17 protein-coding genes are annotated in these 18,097 nt (G+C 48.7%); 10 read left to right on the forward strand and 7 right to left on the reverse strand.

Translation table 11 applies throughout. The features are described from left to right. Positions 1 to 6: 6 nt before the first annotated feature. Entirely contained in the window at positions 7 to 543 is a 537-nt protein-coding gene (locus tag L9G74_RS04615; RefSeq protein WP_238895102.1) for an SMI1/KNR4 family protein, read from the reverse strand. Between the two features lie 227 nt (positions 544 to 770). Between L9G74_RS04615 and L9G74_RS04620 the strand changes: the two genes are divergently transcribed. The 8 genes from L9G74_RS04620 to L9G74_RS04655 all read left to right on the forward strand — a co-directional run bounded on the left by L9G74_RS04620 (position 771) and on the right by L9G74_RS04655 (position 7,623). Next, positions 771 to 1,568, forward strand: coding sequence for a hypothetical protein (locus L9G74_RS04620; protein ID WP_238895103.1), 798 nt, complete (start codon positions 771 to 773; stop codon positions 1,566 to 1,568). A 2-nt stretch (positions 1,569 to 1,570) separates the two neighbouring features. Continuing rightward, entirely contained in the window at positions 1,571 to 2,350 is a 780-nt protein-coding gene (locus L9G74_RS04625) for a hypothetical protein (RefSeq protein ID WP_238895104.1), read from the forward strand. Positions 2,351 to 2,365: 15 nt separating this feature from the next. Beyond that, complete coding sequence (locus tag L9G74_RS04630; protein ID WP_238895105.1) at positions 2,366 to 2,608, forward strand: hypothetical protein; 243 nt, start codon at positions 2,366 to 2,368, stop codon at positions 2,606 to 2,608. Between the two features lie 9 nt (positions 2,609 to 2,617). After that, positions 2,618 to 3,115: a hypothetical protein gene (locus L9G74_RS04635; protein ID WP_238895106.1), complete on the forward strand. Its 498-nt coding sequence runs from the start codon at positions 2,618 to 2,620 to the stop codon at positions 3,113 to 3,115. Between the two features lie 201 nt (positions 3,116 to 3,316). Next, a complete protein-coding gene (locus tag L9G74_RS04640; RefSeq protein ID WP_238895107.1) occupies positions 3,317 to 3,658 on the forward strand; it encodes an immunity protein CdiI family protein in 342 nt (113 codons plus the stop codon). A gap of 13 nt (positions 3,659 to 3,671) precedes the next feature. Beyond that, positions 3,672 to 4,013, forward strand: a complete 342-nt coding sequence (locus L9G74_RS04645) for a hypothetical protein (protein WP_238895108.1) — start codon at positions 3,672 to 3,674, stop codon at positions 4,011 to 4,013. 41 nt (positions 4,014 to 4,054) lie between these two features. Beyond that, complete coding sequence (locus L9G74_RS04650; protein ID WP_238895109.1) at positions 4,055 to 5,095, forward strand: DUF2157 domain-containing protein; 1,041 nt, start codon at positions 4,055 to 4,057, stop codon at positions 5,093 to 5,095. A gap of 620 nt (positions 5,096 to 5,715) precedes the next feature. After that, a complete protein-coding gene (locus L9G74_RS04655; RefSeq protein ID WP_238895110.1) occupies positions 5,716 to 7,623 on the forward strand; it encodes a TonB-dependent receptor domain-containing protein in 1,908 nt (635 codons plus the stop codon). Positions 7,624 to 7,824: 201 nt separating this feature from the next. Here the strand turns inward: L9G74_RS04655 and L9G74_RS04660 are convergent, their stop codons facing one another. Beyond that, complete coding sequence (locus tag L9G74_RS04660) at positions 7,825 to 8,205, reverse strand: DUF4168 domain-containing protein (RefSeq protein WP_238895111.1); 381 nt, start codon at positions 8,203 to 8,205, stop codon at positions 7,825 to 7,827. 300 nt (positions 8,206 to 8,505) lie between these two features. Between L9G74_RS04660 and L9G74_RS04665 the strand changes: the two genes are divergently transcribed. Beyond that, on the forward strand, positions 8,506 to 9,960 hold the full coding sequence (locus L9G74_RS04665; protein ID WP_238895112.1) for a sensor histidine kinase: 1,455 nt from the start codon (positions 8,506 to 8,508) through the stop codon (positions 9,958 to 9,960). Then, positions 9,957 to 11,294 carry a sigma-54-dependent transcriptional regulator gene (locus tag L9G74_RS04670; protein WP_238895113.1) on the forward strand — a complete coding sequence of 446 codons (1,338 nt, stop codon included), beginning with the start codon at positions 9,957 to 9,959 and terminating at the stop codon, positions 11,292 to 11,294. Before L9G74_RS04665 ends, L9G74_RS04670 begins: the two co-directional genes overlap by 4 nt. 131 nt (positions 11,295 to 11,425) lie before the next feature. On the opposite strand, the gene L9G74_RS04675 is transcribed toward L9G74_RS04670, so the two are convergent. From L9G74_RS04675 to L9G74_RS04695, 5 genes are all read right to left on the reverse strand, one after another. Further along, complete coding sequence (locus L9G74_RS04675) at positions 11,426 to 11,971, reverse strand: hypothetical protein (RefSeq protein ID WP_238895114.1); 546 nt, start codon at positions 11,969 to 11,971, stop codon at positions 11,426 to 11,428. Positions 11,972 to 12,436: 465 nt separating this feature from the next. After that, the gene (curA, locus tag L9G74_RS04680; RefSeq protein ID WP_238895115.1) at positions 12,437 to 13,468 is read right to left on the reverse strand and encodes an NADPH-dependent curcumin/dihydrocurcumin reductase; all 1,032 of its coding nucleotides are present in this window, start codon (positions 13,466 to 13,468) and stop codon (positions 12,437 to 12,439) included. A gap of 341 nt (positions 13,469 to 13,809) precedes the next feature. Next, complete coding sequence (locus L9G74_RS04685) at positions 13,810 to 14,406, reverse strand: TetR/AcrR family transcriptional regulator (RefSeq protein ID WP_238895116.1); 597 nt, start codon at positions 14,404 to 14,406, stop codon at positions 13,810 to 13,812. 568 nt (positions 14,407 to 14,974) lie between these two features. Continuing rightward, complete coding sequence (locus L9G74_RS04690; RefSeq protein ID WP_238895117.1) at positions 14,975 to 15,577, reverse strand: alpha/beta hydrolase; 603 nt, start codon at positions 15,575 to 15,577, stop codon at positions 14,975 to 14,977. Between the two features lie 159 nt (positions 15,578 to 15,736). Continuing rightward, positions 15,737 to 17,641, reverse strand: a complete 1,905-nt coding sequence (locus L9G74_RS04695; RefSeq protein ID WP_238895118.1) for a methyl-accepting chemotaxis protein — start codon at positions 17,639 to 17,641, stop codon at positions 15,737 to 15,739. Positions 17,642 to 18,097: the final 456 nt, after the last annotated feature.

Raw genomic sequence — 18,097 nt, forward strand, 5'->3', positions numbered from 1 at the left:
ATTGGGTTATTCAGGGAAAATAAATTCATCAGGATCTTGTTCAAAAGCCGTCAGTGAGGCGTGCAGTAGTTGCGAAAAATCGTCGCACACCCACACTATGGCATCGGGATCGTGTTGAAAGCCGATGATTTGTTGCTGCTTGTGATCAAATATCAATAGCAACTCACCACCGCCGAATGCGGCAAAAGGCAACCAATGAGCTTGATACCAGCCAGTATCAATGCGTGAGTCACGCGGTTCGGGAGCTTGATAGTCGGCATAGTTGGGCGCACGCCGTTGCATGCTCGCTCGCGCGGCCAACGCTTGTTGCAGCGATAAAAAATCATACCCGGTGAGGAAATTTGGACGGGCAAACATGGCTTGCCAACTGTCACCACCATCGGCCACTTGCCAAGCGCTACGCAGACTTGGGGCGATGCTAAAACCGAGTTGTTGTTCGGCCGCAAGCAGTGCGGCGTCAGTGGCTGGTGCCGCTAAGTTAAATGGCACTTGTTGAGCCAGATACAAGGCGCTAAGTCGCTGACAATATTCGCTAAAACCCATAATTCAACTCTATCCGTTACTACACTCTAGCCGTATTAAATCCGCCAGAGTAACTGCTGGTGCGAGTGTTGATATTTTGCTGACCGAGTGTGACTTAGGCGTGTCAAAAAAGCCGATAGGTGAGCATAACAAATAAAAACGGTGCAATTGCGTGACTTATTATGTCACAGCCAGTATGGTGTCGCGCAAGTTGTTTTACTGGAAACAGTCGTTAGGACGTTAAGCATATGGAACATGGCGCGATAGCAAAACAGATCGTTAACAGCTCGTACATCAACACGATGGAGACGGATATCCGTGGCTTATTAAATTGGCAGTGGCGTAGCCTCAGCCAAGGTGAAAGCCCACAGGAACTGATCATCAATCCGCTCAAACATCGTTGGCAGTTAGCGTTGACGGACCCACAACCCAATAGTGAATCTCCGCAGTATTATTCCTACAAAAACCGCCTGTTAATGGCGATTTTGCTGCACAAGTATGGTTTAGTCGATACCGTTTTAACTGCGCAAGCGCTCAAGGATATCGACCTATTGAATGAGCGCGTGGTGTTGTCGGATCAATTTTTCCGCCAAAGTGATGCGCTGAAAACGCTGCTCAGCACGCCAACTAGCCTCATTGCCCGCAAACCCAATAAAGCCGACAGCCCGACGTTTTTCCGCCAAGGTGATGTGGTTAGCATTCGTTATGGCGACTATTACTACTGCGCCTACGTGTTTGATATGTATGGCTATAACCAGATGCCCGCTATACAGCTATTTGCCAAACGTTTCAGCCAACCGCCGCAATTGGCTGAGCTTGACGGCGTAGCCGCGTTGACGTTACCACGCGCTGGTGAGGCGCGAGTCGAGCAATGGTATGTGGCTGGCTTAAATTGGCTGCCCGATCCAGCAGGGCAGGTCGAACTCATCAAAGCGCAAAGTCCAATCACGCCAACGCTGACGGCACCGACCTTTGGTATCACCATGGCCGAGTGGTTTACTTGGCAGCAGCAGTTGCCGCAACTGTTTGAGGATATGAGGAGCTAACAATGAAAACGGAATTCCGCAGCGCGCCGCATGAACGCGTTGATTTATGTTGTGATTATTATCGACTGACCGACTACCAAAGTTTTGATGAGGTGTTGGCATTCTACGAGCAGCAGCGCGCCGCCGAGCCAGACCATCAATGGTTGCTCACCTTAGATGATCTGGCACAAGCCGATTACACCTCTTGTCATGCTTGCTTATCGCATGACCTCGATGACGTTCGCACCCTCAGCACCGCGTTAGATCTGTCGCATTTGCCAGCGACGCGCTTTGAAGATGGCAAGCACGTTGGCTATGTGACGCTTCCCGCCGAAATGATCATTCGCCAAACCAATTTTCAGCAGCGGTTAGCCGAGACCAGTTTTGAGCAAGTGATTGAGCGCAATATCGGTTTTACCACGGACTATGAAGTAGATTTTTTGCGCGCCAACCAGCAACCGCTTAGCGTGATTGATGATGTGATATTGCTGATCAAAGTGCCAGTCAGTGAGCCGCTTGAGGCACTGCTTGGCTTACCTAATGGCTATTTCAGCAGTGATTTGTCACCGATGGAAAGCTATCGCTTGGCGGAGCGGCTACAGCGTGATTTTGGGTATCGGTTGCTTGGGGTGGGAGCTAGCTATTTAGGCTTTTACCAAACCCGCGCGTTAACCGGCGCTGATGTCACGCAACTGCTCATGTTAATGCAGCAGGTTTACCGCGATATCACTCCTGAACAGCTACAGCAAGTTGAGCAGGTGGTGACTCACCAGCCGTTGTTATTACTGAGTTATACCGAATAACCGAGGAAAGGTACGATGGCTCTCGAATGGCCGACAAACGAAGAATGTTACGCCGCCATGGCAGCGCTGGCGCACGACTATTTTACTGGCGCGCAATTAGCCAAGTGGCAGCAACATATTGACGATGGGCTGGCGCGGGGGCAGATGCCAGCAGGCAAGGGATTTTTGCATGAGCTTGGCGGTGCCGTTAAAGTCGGCTCGCCGCTGACGCCACAGCAAAAACAGTGGTTTGATACAATTTGTGCCGTTTGCATTTGAGGTAAAACGATGACGACCAAAGCGCAGGCGTTAGCGTATTTTGAGCAGATGGGATTTCCGGCATTTTTTCAGCGGTTATATGCCGGGGAGTATGCCAAGGATGACATCACCATTTTGGTTGGTTGCCCAGAAGAATACTTCTTGATGACGGACGCCGAACAAGCGGCATATTCACAAGGGGTATTGATGCCCGTGATTGCCGATGCTGATTTTTCGACTATGGTGTTCCATCATCCGCAGCAGCAGTGTTTTATCGAACTCTTCACCGAGGATGGTGCAGTGAGGCAAGAATATGCCAATTACCGTCAACTGATGTTTGCGATTTTCTGCCGTGCCTACGACTGCTTTGAGGATGAGCCTGAGGCGGTAGTAAACATTTGCCAGCAGTTCCAACTCACAGCGTCAGAAACTCAGCATTGGTTGCAGTTTTTAACTACTGATAACAGTGCCAATTATGATGAATTTGAGGCGGCCAAGGCAGCGTTCATGGCGAGTATTATTGAGTAAGCAGCGAATAGATTTTGCGCCGTTGGACATTGAGTGACGGCGGTTCAGTGGCATGTCAGCCACTGAACCGCCGCCAAGCGTTAAGTTGCTGCAGCTGATTAGTTTTTTAAGGTGCTATCACTGAGCGTAATGGAGGCGAGATCGGGTGATAAGAACGAACAACCATTCACCAGCAACGGAAAGACTCAATAAGGAGTGTTAATGCAAATAATGCTAATGGCTGACTATGAGTGTTTCCCTCTGTGGTGCAGTATTGATGGCGGTGTCAGCGAAAATATTGATCCCGTATCGTTGGCTATTTCGATTGAGTTGCAGCAGCAGATTGATGCGTGGGATGCGCAATATCAAGCCACGTATGTAGCGGATAATCCGGTCGTCTCAGGTTTTGCCGATGCTACGGAAAAAGCCAGTTTTGTTGCGCAAGGTTATCACCTGATACAAGCACTACAGCGGGAGTGTTTAAGTCAGGGCATGACCGAGGTTGACTGGGTTTACTTTGATATTAGCAGTAACACTCGGCAAGTTATTGACTCGCAGCAATAAGGATTAATGGCACATGGCGGATTATGCGCAAGTCACGCTAAAACATGCACTGGCGGCAGTTGTGGCGCAGTTACATTCCCCGCAAGACGCAGCGGTGAAGGCCGAACTTATCGCGCAAAAGCAGCAACTGGAAGCGGCGCTTAGTTTACTCTCTCAATGTGATCAATACGGCGTAACATCCGCGGCGAACTTCACCCGTCTACCGGCGCAGCTGTGTAATACGCCCAGTAGTGAGTATCGCATTATCGAAGATTGTGAATCGGATAATCCAGTTGACTGGTGCGAGGTGGAGTGTCTCGAACAGCCGCTTAACCATGTGCGACTCGGCCCGGGCGATGTGGTGATTGAATGTTAACTGTCGCTTGGTGATTATTTATTTAAAGCAAGGACGTCTTTATGAAACTCACCCGTCAACGGCTCAAGCAAGCGGTGGAGCAGCAGATAGTTTCAGCCGAGCAGGCGGAGCGACTGTTTAGCTTTTTCGAGCAGCAAAGCCGCAACGAAGCCCAATTCAGCTTTACTCATATTCTCTATTATGTCGGTGGTTTGATTGCCATTGGTGCCATGAGCCTGTTTATGAACCTTGGCTGGGAGGCATTTGGCGGCCTAGGTATTGTGGCGATTTCGCTGGTGTATGCGCTGTTAGGGCTATCGTTAACGCGCTGGTTTGCCAAACAATCGCTGGTTATTCCTGCTGGTATCTGCGCCACGTTTGTGGTGGTTTTAACGCCGTTAGCTATCTATGGTGTGCAACAAGCGTTGGGGCTGTGGCCGGAATCGGCGGGTAACTATCGTGACTATCACCATTATGTGCGTTGGTATTGGCTATATATGGAGCTAGGCACCTTGTCGGTAGGCGTGATCATGGCGTGGAAACTCAAATATCCGTTCATGTTGATGCCGATTGCGGTGACGCTGTGGTACCTGACAATGGACGTTACCGTCATGCTGGCAGGCGATGACTACAGTTGGCAACTGCGCAAGTTGGTGTCGATGTATGCAGGGCTGTTGATGATAGCGCTGGCGTTTTGGGTCGATATTCGTGCGCGCCATAGTGCCGATTACGCTTTTTGGATCTATCTGTTTGGTGTGTTGGCATTTTGGTGCGGTTTGACCACGCAAGAATCTGATAGTGAACTCGCCAAATTAGGGTATTTCGGCATTAATTTGTTGATGATCGCTGTCGGTGCTGTGCTGGTGCGGCGGGTGTTTGTAGTGTTCGGCGCCTTGGGTTGTACGTTTTATCTCGGGCATCTGGCGGATGATGTATTCAAAGATAGCTGGTTGTTTCCGATGTCGTTGACGCTGCTAGGCTTGCTGATTGTCTATCTTGGCGTGTTATGGCAAAAACATGAACAGAGCATTACCCAAAAAGTACGCTGTTATCTGCCTGCGGTAGTGCAGGAGTTGTTGGCGAGTAAAGACGTGTTGTCATAATGGTGGTTAGCTGCCTATGCGCCAGTTTCATTAATGGTTTTTAGCAGCGGATCTTTGAACTGGAAACACATCAGTGGTTGCCGCTTTGGCAGTAGCGCTTTGCCATGGTCAACGTTTAACAGTGCTTTGTTAACGCGAGGACTCTTGCCAGTAACTCACCGCGTCTTGCTTGCGCTAGCGCAGGAGATGAATGTCTGCTCGGTGGCTAACTTCATCAATGACGCTTATCTTCGTGGCTTTTGCTTATTACTGCGGTTACTGAGGTAAGCAAAAAATCCTAAACCGTACAGTAAGATACTGAAATTTAGCTTAGTTAGATGATGCTAAAGTAAAGATTAAACACTTTTTGGTAAAAACCTATTTATAAAAGCAAATACGAATAAATATCATTTGTAATTGTTTGTTGCGATTGCTAACCTCGCCCCGTTTTCGAGACGCTTCCCCCCAAATATGTCTTGTGAGCTGCTGACCGTTGTTGCACTTAGTTGACTATGCGTCGCTCGCCGCGCTGCAATTCACACGCGTTGCATTTGGATAACAGCCAAACAATATCAGCAACCTCAAGTAAGCCATTAGCGGGGCATGATTCTCGATGAGTTAATTTTCTTGAGGGATAAAGGATGAAAAAAACAGCAGCATTAACGCTGAGCGCGTTGGCTTTAATGGTCAGTGGACAGATTTGGGCTGATGATGGTGATATGGAACGTATTGTCGTTACCGCCAGTGCCAAGGATCAGCAATTGAGTACTGCGCCAGCATCGATTTCGGTGATTGATGCCGATGAAATCAAGTTAATGCCGGTCAAGGATTTAGGCGATGTGCTGCGTTCAAGTGTTGGGGTGAGCGTAACCACCGGCCCATCAGGTCGTAACGATATTTATGTACGTGGTATGGGCCGTGGCTATGTATTGATGCTGATTAACGGTAAACGCGTTTCTTCATCAAATGGATTATGGCGGGGGAGTAGCGACTTTGATATTACCGCTATCCCTGTGGATGCGATCGCTCGGGTGGAGGTTGTGCGTGGACCGATGTCAGCGCTGTACGGCTCTGATGCGGTGGGTGGGGTGATTAACGTCATTACCAAAACCCCCAATGACGAGTGGGCACTGGCATTAGATACCGAATATAGTGCAAAAACTGAAGGGGATGACGGTGATCGCACACGTACCAATCTCTTTGGCGCAGGTAAACTGACCGATACCTTAGGGGTGATGTTCACCGCCGAAACTGCCGAGCAGGACGCATGGAATGAAGCCTCTTTAACGCCAGACTATGTCACGATTGAGGAACGCAAAACCACTAAACTGTACACCTCATTTGATTGGCAGGTTGCCGATAACCAAAGTTTAGAGCTTGATTACCGTTACGATAAGGACAAAACGCCGCTGTATAACTATTCCGCCACCGCACAGCGTGAGCAAAAAGTTGAGCGTAATACCTTTAGCCTTACACACCGAGGTGAATGGCGCTGGGGTGGCACTGAATTGATGGCCTATCGCGAAAAATCTGACATTTATGATTACAACACGCAATATCGCTTACAGCCACCGTTAGGACGCGATATTCAGGAAACCAACTCTATTTATCGCGGTTCGGCATTTTTTAACGCCTTATATCAAGATTGGACTATTGGCGCAGAATACCGCAAGACTGAAGTCGATGATCCGGTGCAATATCCCATTGACGGCGGCGATAGCATTGAGCAAACGGCTGCTTTTATCCAAGATCAGTTTGATATCAGCAGTCAATATAGTGTGACCCTCGGCGGTCGTTATGATGATAACCAAGTGTATGGTAGTCACTTTAGCCCGCGTGCATACTTGGTTTACGATGCGACTAACGGTTTGGTGATTAAAGGTGGGGTGGGAACGGCATTTCGTGCGCCATCACTGTTTGAATCGTCACCAACATTTGCTTCCGTGAGCTGCGGTGGTCGGTGTAATTTGACTGGTAATCCAGACTTAGACCCCGAAACCAGTGTCAACTATGAGTTATCCGCCATGTGGAGTGAGCGTATTTATGAACTCTCCGCTACGGTATATCACAACAAAGTAAAAGACATGATTACCGTTGGTGCATGGGACCGCGTAAGCCCTACACGTACTTATTACAATGAAGATGAAGTAACCCTGCAAGGTGTCGAATTAACGGGCGGCGTGGATCTTTCTGACGATGTCAGCTTAAAAGCCAACTATACCTACTTGGACACCGAGACTGGTGCTGGCGATGAGCTCAATAACCGTCCCCGTCATACGGCAAATCTGAAATTGGACTGGCACGTGACCGATGCGTTTATGTTGTATGCATCAGGCAACTATTATGGCACCTACTTAGATAGCAGCGAAATTCGTCGTAGCGGCTATTCGCAATTTGATGTTGGTGGAAGCTACCGCATTAATGATCACATCAAATTACGTGCAGGTATGACCAATTTTACCAATGAACAGCCAAATGAAGACGCTGACGACGTAGAAGTGATACTGCCCGGGCGTGCGGTGTTTGTGGGCTTAACGTTGAGCTTGTAACCGCAGATTCGTCAGAACAAAGCCGTCAGGTTTATCCATGGCGGCTTTTTTGATGGTGGGCTAATTTTACTGTTGCGGAGTAGTTCGGTGGTTGTATGTTGTCGCAACTCGCAACTCGCAACTCGCAACTCGCAACTCGCAACTCGCAACTCGCAACTCGCAAAAGAGCGTGGCGTGCCCATAGACACGCCACTTAAGCAACTAGCCGTTACCCATCTCTTTTAAACGTGCAGCTAGTTTGGTGTCGCTCTGCACCGCACGAGCAATCAGGTTGTAGTCTTCAACCGACAGACCGCTGTCTTTGACGGCGCTCACCATGTCTTCGTTGGCTTGCTGCTGGATCTCTTGCGCCTCGTTTTGATCTTCAACTTTTTCAAGTTTAGCCATTGCATCCACGCGGATCTCATTCACCGTTTCCTGTGCGCCAGCAAACTGTTCTAACTGTTCGTCGCTGACATTAACCGGTTGAGCTTGCTGTGTTGCCGCAGCGGGTGCTTGTTGCTGTTGTGCAGCAAGTACGGAGGCAACGGGTACGGTGGCTAACATTGCAGACATCAGAGCGGTAATGGTTAGTTTACGCATAATGAGACTTCCTTCCGTTTTGTTAAAATCGCTATCACTATTGCGAGAAGCCTGCCAACTTGTAAATTTTGTTTTCATCTCACTGTATTTATTAACTTAATTACTATTTTGTTCGGCTGGTTTTAGCACGGCCTTTGAGCACGAGTGTCTACTTATGATACGGTGAAAAACGGTGGTAGTGACAAATGTATACACCTTGAGTAACTGCTGAAACGTCAACATATCGCTGAGGCGTAGAGGCACATCATCACTATGTCGTTCGCTAAATAAAGCGAGTATCACGGGTGACAAGGAGCTATTGTGACGAAAAAATACCGCATGACATTAGCAATGCGCATACTGCTATTGGTGTTTATCCCGCTGTGGGCGTTATCTGGCGCCTCCATCGGTATTGGCACCCACTACATGGCGGAGCAGCAGACGCGTAAGCTTAAAGACGACATCAAGCTGATCGCACGAGCCATTAGAGTACCGATTGGTGAAGCTATCAACCAAGGCGATTTAGCGACGGTACAACGCACCTTGGATGCGGTGTTTTCGTTGGGGCAGGTTTATGGCGCCTCGGTGTATAACGGCGAGGGGCAGCGTATTGCGGCGGCGGGAATTGCCCGCCAAGAAGACACCGCAGACAATCCGCTGGCACAGCAGATGGTGCGCGTTGGACAAGACGGCGATGCCTATCAACATCAAGCTGGCCGCCGTGTGTTTTCCCACTTTGTGCCAGTGACGGATGAAACTGGCAAGATCTCCAGCATGGTTGAAGTGACGCGTCGCGCCAGTGATTTTTCTAGCACGATGGACCGTATTGCCTATTGGGCCTGGGGCAGTTGGGGCATAGTGGGGTTGTTAACGTTCGGCATTGTATTGCTGGGCTATCGTCAGGCGGTTGGGCGTCAGGTGGCTAATTTAACTGCGGTGATGGCCGATGTCGGCCGTGGTCAACTCAGTGTGCGTGCGCCGCAATCGAGCGCTACTGAGTTGGGTACTATTGCTAAAGCATTTAACCAGATGTTGGACGATATGGCACGGGCGCAAGCATCCATTGCTGCGCACCAAGCACAAGAGATCAAGCTCAATCAACAGCTCGAACGACAGGAGCGGATGGCGGCGCTTGGGCGGTTAGTTAGCGGTATCGCCCATGAACTCGGCGCACCGCTCAATGTGATTGATGGGCGCGCTCGTAGGCTAACTCGCAACAATGATGACCCACTAGCCTTGCGCGAACTGGATGCAATTCGCGGTCAAGTGCAGCGCTTGACGCGTATTGTGCATCAGTTGTTGGATTTCTCTCGCAGTGGTGCGCAGCGCGAAACCCTGCAACTGCTGGAAATGGTGCAAGCCGCGGTGGATTCAGTCAAACATGAACTAGCGCCGCAGCCGCCACAGATCACGCTGGATATTGCCGACAACGCTGTGGTGACGGTCGATCCCGCGCGCTTTGAACTGGTGCTAGTCAATCTGCTACGTAATGCGTGTCAGGCGGCGGAATCGCACGTTGGCGTGGTCTACCAAACACAGCCTGATGGTTGGAGTCTGTCGATCTGGGATGATGGCGCAGGCATTGCCGCCGATATTGAACCACAACAACTACTAGAACCCTTTTTTACCACCAAACCCAAAGGGCAGGGCACAGGCTTAGGGCTGGCGATTGTGCATAACATTGTCAGCGATCATCACGGCGAACTGCGGTTAAGCCGCGCCGATGCGGGTGGTCTACAAGTGTCGCTGCGTTTTCCTGAGGAGATAACATCATGAATATTTTATTGGTCGAGGATGATGCGGCGTTAGCCGAATTACTCTGTGAAGAGCTGGAGGCGGAAGGCTATCAAGTGCAGGCGGTTGACTCGGTGGAAGCTGCCGAACCCTTACTCGAAACACATAATATCGATTTAGTGATCTCCGATCTGCGCCTGCCTGGTCGTAATGGCATCACGCTGTTGCCAGTGGTGAAAGCAATGAACAATGCGCCTGCGATGTTATTGATCACTGCCTTTGGCTCAGTCGACCAAGCAGTACAAGCATTAAAAGCGGGCGCTGATGACTTTCTCACCAAACCGTTTGATATGGACCATTGTTTATTGACTGTGCGGCGCTTGTTGGAGCATCGGCAGCTAAAAGCCAGCGTTGGCGGTCGCCGCTTTCACGGTATGCTCGGCGAAAGTGCCGCGATGCAGAGTTTGTTTAAAAGTATTGAGCAGGTGGCGCGTGCTGATGGGCCCGTCTTGGTGTTGGGCGAAAGTGGCACTGGTAAAGAGTTAGTTGCTAAAGCGATTCATCAACAAAGTGAGCGCAAACTGGGACCATTTTTGGCGGTCAATTGCGCTGGTATCCCCAGTGAACTGCTAGAAAGTGAATTTTTTGGTCACGCAGCCGGTGCATACACCGGCGCTGGCAAATCCCGCCAAGGGCTTTTGCGAGAAGCCGAGGGCGGTACGCTGCTGCTGGATGAAATTGGCGAAATGCCATTGGCACTGCAAGCTAAGTTATTGCGGGTATTGCAAGAAGGCACCGTGCGACCTGTCGGCAGCGATAAAGAGGTGCGAGTGGACGTGCGCATTATTGCTGCGACACACCGCGACCCAGAAGCGATGGTGGCAGAAAATGACTTCCGCGAAGATCTATTCTTTCGGCTAGAAACCTTTACCTTGCAAGTGCCGCCTTTGCGCCAACGCGGTGATGATATCGCGCTACTCACGCGCTACTTTTTAACCCAACAACAGCAAAGTGGCAAAACGCAAGCACGGCAATTGAGTCAGGCCGCGTGGCAAATTTTGCTCAATTACCACTTTCCCGGCAACGTGCGCGAATTGCAAAATGCGATGGAGCGAGCGGCAGTATTTTGTGAGGGCGAAGAGATTAAGCCGGAGCATCTGCCACAGCGTTTGCGCCAATCACAAGATTCTGCGGTACAAAGCGTGTTTGAGGGACTATCGTCGGAAGCTCTGCCGCCGTTGGTGTCACTGCAACAAGACTATGTGCATTACGTGCTAGAAAAAACGCAGGGCAACAAAGCCCATGCCGCCCAAATTCTCGGGGTCACTCGCCGCACGTTATACCGTTGGCTCGAAGAGGCACAGAACGAGGGTTAATTGACGTATCGCAAGAATAATCGGCTGACAAGGTAAATAGGGATGTGTGTTGATTGGTACAGGAAGACTAGCCAACAGATAGGCTTTTTGAGGGAAGGTGTGAATGATCAGTCCACCTTCCCTAGAAGATATTAGAATTGGTAGCCGACAGCTATGCCACCAGTGACACCATTTTTATCAAAATTGGCATCTTCAATACGGCCATAACCAAACTCTAGACGCACGCGCAAACCGCGCTCGCTAAGACCATGACGGTTATAGCTGTAACTTAGCCCCACGCCATTGACGGTCCGATTGTTATAAATCGTTTCTAGGACCTCAACGGCTAGAGTACATCCGAGTTCATCAAATGCATCACCTATATTTTCTTGTTCACCATTCTGAGATTCATTATTGCAGCGTACTACATGGCTGCGCCTTACCCCTAAAGCGCCTCCAAAAATACCAAGTGCATGGCGATTATTGTCACTAACGGCTTGTTCAAAACCGGCAGAAAACCCATCATCTAAGCCGAGCTTATAATTAGCAAACCAACGTTGTTCAGCATTGGGTGAGTAGGAGATTTCAGGTATGACAAAATAGGGGATACCACCGGTAACAGTATAGTGCGTTCCTTCCGCTAGCACTGGCGCAGAACTAAAACATAACAGTGCTGTGGCTAGTAATACTTTTTTCATTCAATTTCCTTATACAATTACACATCATCCAAATTGACGATGAATCATTTTGGAGAAAATATAACCCGCTTAAAGTATTAAGGTTGTTTTAATATTGTAACTATTTGTTGATTTAAGTTTTAATGTATAGCTAGAGACATAGTTGATGTGTTTTTAGGCAAGCATTGGTAGCGCTGTGGAATGACATTTTACTGAAATGGTGCCGCTATTTGGACCAAAACAATCTTATTGAAGCATCGTAGCTTTTGCGAGTGATGGGATTAGGACCGAAACGCCGATTACGATACAGCATTAATCGCTGAGAGTGAGCGGACGTCTGTGCTTATCGCTTCTTGTGCCAATATCGCCTTTTCAGGCGCCCTAAGTGTTGCGGTAGCAGTCAGGCCATAACTATCGATTTTATGGTGCAGTAAACATCGTGATAGCTATGGCCGAGGCGCTAGTTAGCCAAATGTCGTTCCACGATTACAGCGGTTGATTTACTTGAATGACGACTTTGCCGAAGTTCTTACCTTCCAACAGGTTGATCAGTTGTTGCGGCGCATTTTCTAAGCCTTGTTCCAACTGTTCACGGTATTGGATTTTGCCTTCGCTCAACCATTGCTGCATATCTTTGGCAAAAGCGGGGTAACGGTGTTGGTTACCATCGAAGATAATAAACCCTTGAACTTTGATGCGTTTCACCAGCAGTTGTACCATCAGACTGCCCATACGGTCAGGACCTGCTGGTAACTCTGTGGCGTTGTATTGTGATACCAAACCGCATAGCGGAATGCGGGCATGGTCGTTCAGCAACGGCATAACGGCATCAAATACTTTGCCGCCGACGTTTTCAAAATAGACGTCGATGCCATCGTTACAGGCTGCGGCGAGTTGCTCGGCAAAATCTGGCGCTTTATGGTCGATACAGGCATCAAAACCGAGCACTTCCACCGCGTGACGACATTTCTCGGCACCGCCCGCGATACCAATGGCGCGGCAGCCCTTGATTTTAGCAATCTGGCCTACAGTAGCGCCTACAGGGCCGGTCGCGGCAGCTACCACCACCGTTTCACCGGCTTTTGGTGCACCGATATCCAGTAGACCAACATAGGCGGTAAAGCCTGGCATACCAAGAATGCCCAATGCATAAGATGGCAGCGTTGGCTGTTTACCGAGTTTCACCAAGTCTTGACCATCAGTAACGGCATATTGCTGCCAACCTGCTTGGTAGCTCAATACCCATTCGCCAACCTCATAATCTGGATGGTTGGATACTTCCACTTGGCACACAGCACCACCGACCATAACATCATCAATGGCAACAGGATCTGCGTAAGATTTTGAATCGCTCATACGACCACGCATGTATGGGTCAAGCGACAAATAGATATTGCGCAGCAACACTTGCCCCTCGGCGGCCACAGGCTTTGCCACATTTTCTAAACGAAAGTTAGCGGCGGTCGGTGCACCTACTGGACGTGAAGCCAGTACGATGCGTTGGTTGGTATCAGTCATATTAAATGTCCTTAGTGAATTATTAGACCGGTCGTCTAGCAAGGGTTATGTAAAAAGCCCACTTGTTACTCTCGATGAGTGTTCGTCACGCTGCGTAGCTAACGTGGGGAACCCAATATATAGCTCACAGCCAAATACTGCGACTTACTCATTTTGTTGAGTGCGTGACCTTGTAACTCTGCTACTGCGGTTTGCATCTGCCTGCAATAAAAACAGCACTGTACGCAAATACATCATGGTCACCCTGTAGCCAAGGGGCTGTTTGCACTTTCCTCGTTTTACAAAAGCTTAATTTAATAAGCGCGAATAAATCTGGTTATAGCGTCAAACCAACCTAGCCGTTAATGCGGCAATTGGCGGCCAAGTAGTTGAGCCGTGGCTTGTAACGCGTGTTGTAAGCTACTGTCATTTAACCTAATTTTTACTAGCAGGCTGGCTCCAAGCCACAGGTTGTACAGCACTTCGGCACAATAGCGTGCATCGTCAATCGGATAGGTGCCATTGGCTTTGCCTTGCTCAAGCATTGAGGTGAGGGCGCTGATAATCTGCTCTGTGCCGATCAAAAATGCTTGGCGCATGGCTTCAGATAGGTCGGATACTTCACCCGCCAGTTTGACAACTAAACAACGGCCGTTTTGGCATTGTGCATTGTTGTGTTCATGCCACTTTTGCCAGTATTGCAGCAGTTTTTCATAGTCACCGATGCTCGGCTGCTCAAATATTTGCCGTAGCGCCGCAAGGTGCCGAGCAAAATACTGCTCTACCAATACCACGCCAAATTGTTCTTTTGAGGCAAAGTAGTGATAGAACGAGCCTTTCGGCACGTCGGCACTCTTTAATAGTTCAGACAAACCCATACCAGTGAAGCCTTTGGTGACAACCAATTGATGGCCCACATCGAGAATATGCTGTTTTGTGTCATGTGTTTTACTGTTCATGGCGGTGAGACTAACAGTGATTAGACCGGTCGTCTAGTAAGTTTTCGTACTTAGATAGTTCGTGCGGTGATACTGGGTGACGTTATGGCACCCATCAAACCCCGGTGAAAAATGGTGCAACATCATTGATAGGGGGGGGGGCTGATTTGATCGAGCCAATGCGCGCTGGCATGGCATGAGTGCCAACGGTGAACGCACTCTAAGCTGCTCGCATTGTGTCGTGGTGCTCAACCAAAATTCCAGCAACGAATCTTACTACATTCCGCCGCATGTATACGCTGTCTGGCGGGGCGCGGCTAAGGTATGAATCTAATTGGGTTTATGGGCCGTTGAGCTTTAGTGTCTGATTTTTAGATTAGGCACATTACCAACGAATTGCTGTTAATGATGTTAAGTCAACTAAGCACGCTGGATGTGACGACAATTAGGGGGGGATGCCGCAGTTGGGACAGCCAAAGAACGTGATTTATCCAGCGTTAGCTGCTGTTGGTGGGACTGATTGCCGCACCTGCTTTGCCTCCATCACGCTCTTTTGGGCTGTAAAAATGTTCAGTAAATATCTGCCATCCTATTCAAAACAATGCTTAATGAAGCTTGCCGCAGCGGTGACACCTGATGCCGAAATCGTGTGGGGGATCCCAGGTTCAAATTGGCTGGAAACCTTATGGCCTAGGGCTGTTAATGCGGTGGCGGCGCTAGCTGATTCTGTATGAGGTACCACCGGATCACTTAAACCGTGCACCAGTAACACGGGAACTGCTTGCTTGATCTGGTAGGGCATCGGTGATGCTAGTCGGCCAGAGAAGGCGACCACGCCTGTGAGCGGATAACGGGCGCTGACCAGTGCATCTAGCGACATCATGGCGCCTTGTGAAAAGCCAACCAGTACAACTCGGTCGTGTCGTGGATCGATATCGTATTGGCTAAACAGGGTATTTAGCTGTGCATCAAAGGCGCTACGTGCCGCAGCAATGCGCTCAGGACGATTAGCATTGGTAATGCCTTGCAGACTAAACCATTGATAACCATTACCCATATCGGAATGAAACGGGGCGTTGGGAGTTAACCACAATACATCTTTGACTTGCTGTTGCCAGTGGCTAGCAAGTGGGGCCATATCTGCGCCATTACTGCCCACACCATGCAGTAAGATTGCGACCTTTTTACTCATGTGAATTCCTATAACGTGGTTTTTGCGCCAGCATAGGCGGTAATGCGGCGAAAATTAACGGTATCGATGGGGAAATATTATCAACCGAGCGTTGATAATATGAGGAAGAAACTCAGCACCTTGCCATATTCGTCGCAGGTGCTGAGTCGTTGAGCATTATTACAGTTTAAATTGGCCGACGATGGCGTTTAGCTTACTGTTGATCTGCTCTAGGCTGATGGTGTCGTTATGCGTTTGTTGGCCGCTGGCGTCCAGTTTAACCACCATATCGCTAATGGCACTCATGTTGGCGCTGACTTCTTTGGTCACACAGCTTTGTTCTTCCGCTGCAGTGGCAATTTGCTCGCTCAATTGATTAATTTCATTCACATAATCAATCAGTTTAGCCAAGCTATTGGCGACTTCTTCAGACTGTTCAGCGGTGTTTGCGCAACGCTGTTTAGTTTCCGCCATCGACAGCTCTACCTTGCTGCAGCCACTGGTTAGCTGTTTGATGACTGTTTCTATCTCACTGGTGCTTTCTTTGGTACGGCTGGCGAGCGCGCGGACTTCATCGGCGACCACTGAAAAGCCACGGCCGTACTCTCCGGCGCGAGCGGCTTCAATAGCGGCGTTGAGTGCCAGTAAGTTAGTTTGTTCGGCGATATCTTCAATCATTCCCAGCACTTTACTGATGCTTTGTGTCTGTTGGCTCATCTGCTGCACGTCGGCAGCCGCGATATCGACTTCATCCATCAGCGCCTGAATTGTGCTCTCAGAACGGGCCATTACTTGGCGGGATTCATGGCTCACGCTCGTGGCACGCTCCGTTAAACTCGCGGTATTGGCTGCATCGGTTGCCATTGCATTTGCTGTGGCGTCCATCTCTTCAATGGCGGTTGCCACCTGTTCGGTTTCTTGTACGTGTTTTTGCAGAATCGTGTGATTTTGCTGGCTGTTGTGCTTTAGATTGACGGCGTTACCGTGCAGCTCTTTGGTGACGTCTTGAACCTCACGCATCATCTGTTGCAAATTGCCCATAAAGGCATTTACGCCAGCAGATATTTTGCCAATATCGTCTTGTGTATTGACCGGCAAGCGTTGCGTTAAGTCGCCATTACCATTAGATAACCCGACAATAGTATCGCGTAGCAAAACAATGGGGCGATACAAAAATTGGATGAGGCTAACCACGATAATCACGCTGATCACTGACGCGAGCACAGTAATCATTAACGCAATATTGCGCGATGTAGTGAGTGCTTCAAAGGCTTCTGCCTTGCTTAAGCCAACCGCGTAGTACCACTGATGGTCGCCAAGGTTAATTTTGTGGCTAAACAGCAACTTTTCTTCACCATTTAGCAGATAAGTTGATGAAGTGTTCTCGTGCTTTTTGGCTTGGGCAATGGCTGGCGCAAACCACGCAAACTTGGTGACATCATCTCCCGCTTTGAAGACGCTAGAAGAAGATGCCAGCACTTGATTCTCATCATCAAAAATCAGCGCGACGCTGCTGGCTGAAATGCTGCTGGCATCAAGCAATTGATTTAAGAAGCTCAGTGTCAAATCACTGGAAATTACCCCGCCATTAAACTTACTGGCGATAGTGACCCAACGTTGGCCATCGGTTCCGAGGTAAGGTTTGGTAATGATCCCTCTGCTGGCTTGTTTAGCTTCTTTGTACCATGGTCGAGTGCGAATATCGCCTTGGTATTTGTGATTGGGAAACTGGCTATCTTGTAGGTTCCAATAGCCATCACCATTATCAAAACCGATCATCGCGCTCGGCGTGTTCAAGGTGTTAGCTAAAATCATTGCTTGATTGACAGCCACATCTGCCGAATTTGTTAAACCATAATTATTTAGATGAGCAGCAAAATTATTAATGCCAGCGAGTCTTTGGTTAATGGTGGCTTCAATTAATTCTCCTTGCCCGTCAACGTAGCTATTGCTTTGGGCTGAGATTGAATGTGTCAGCGACTGCTCTTGCTGTAAAAACAGCAGGTAACTTGATATAGATACTGACAATGCCACCAAAAACGCGATGGATAGGATTAGCGTTCGTTTTAGCTCGACATTTTGCATAGCGTAATCGCTCCTAGCGACTTAACTTATTATTAATTAACGATGAGTCTGCTTTAAATGAGTTAAATAAAACTTAAACTAACTTATTGATTTTAAATTTGTATTGAGTGGATTTATTATCTGCTGCGTCAAATGTGTCGCTAAAAAAGGTGCGATGGAAAACGCGCATATTTATTTGGGGTAACACCACCGAATAACTCACACAGTTATTCAGTGGTTAACACTTCATATTCTTGTGATGCCACATAATTACGCTAATTGTTGATGACATTAACTGATGAAACTCCACATCGTGCGTGCATCATATATAAAATATTTTTTGTGTGAATAGCTGAAGAATAAAAAGTGGAGCAAATACTCCATTTTTTACAATTTTCGTGCGATTCATATGGTTTTTAAGGTATTGATGCAGGAGAAAACGTGGTAGGGACATGTGCTCTGGCCGTAAAATTTGAG

The organism is Shewanella electrica, from assembly GCF_022321485.1.
GTDB classification, from domain to species: Bacteria; Pseudomonadota; Gammaproteobacteria; order Enterobacterales; family Shewanellaceae; genus Shewanella; species Shewanella electrica.